This is a genomic window from Actinoplanes sp. ATCC 53533 (genome assembly GCF_003947245.1).
In genome coordinates, this window is the sequence record NZ_QHHV01000641.1 from 1 (window position 1) to 627 (window position 627).

Genomic DNA, 627 nt, shown 5'->3' on the forward strand with positions numbered 1-627 from the left:
GAGGTGCGGCGCTTCCTCTCCCGCTACGACAACCTTCTGGGCATCGCCCCGCTGGAGCCGATAGCGCCTCCGAGCCTGAACGCATCCGTGACTGCCGCGCATGAGGCGTACCAGGCCGCACGGTACGAGGACGTGATTGCCGGGCTACCGAGCCTGCTGTCCGACGCCGATGTGCTGCACCGGACGGCTGTGGGTGACGAACGGCGCGATGCTCTGCTCGGCTACTCGTCGGCGTATGCCGTGGCAGCGAAGCTGTTGACGAAGGTCGGTGCTGGCGACCTGAGCCTCTTGGCAGCGGACCGGTGCGCGTCGGCCGCCGTTGAGGCCGACTCGATGACGGCGCGAGGAATGGCGGCCTACCAGGTGGTCTGCGCTCTGCTGCGCAGCGAGCGACCCGAGGACGCGGAGCCGCTAGCGGTCCGAATGGCGGAAGAGACACAGCGGCAAGCCAGACCTGACCGTCCGACCTTGGCCTCGGTGGCCGGCTCCCTCTGGTTGATCGCGGCGATCATCGCATCGCGGCAGACGGACCGCGACGAGGCCTGGCGCCGGCTGGACCAGGCGCAGGCACTCGCGGACATGATCGGCGAGGACGGCAACTTCGCGTGGACAGGATTCGGGTTTACG

The 627-nt window shown here is 68.6% G+C and carries 1 pseudogene; it reads left to right on the forward strand.

Annotated features, from left to right (window positions below):
• Window positions 1-627 (forward strand): annotated as a pseudogene (locus DMB66_RS62315) (hypothetical protein); the annotation flags it as partial.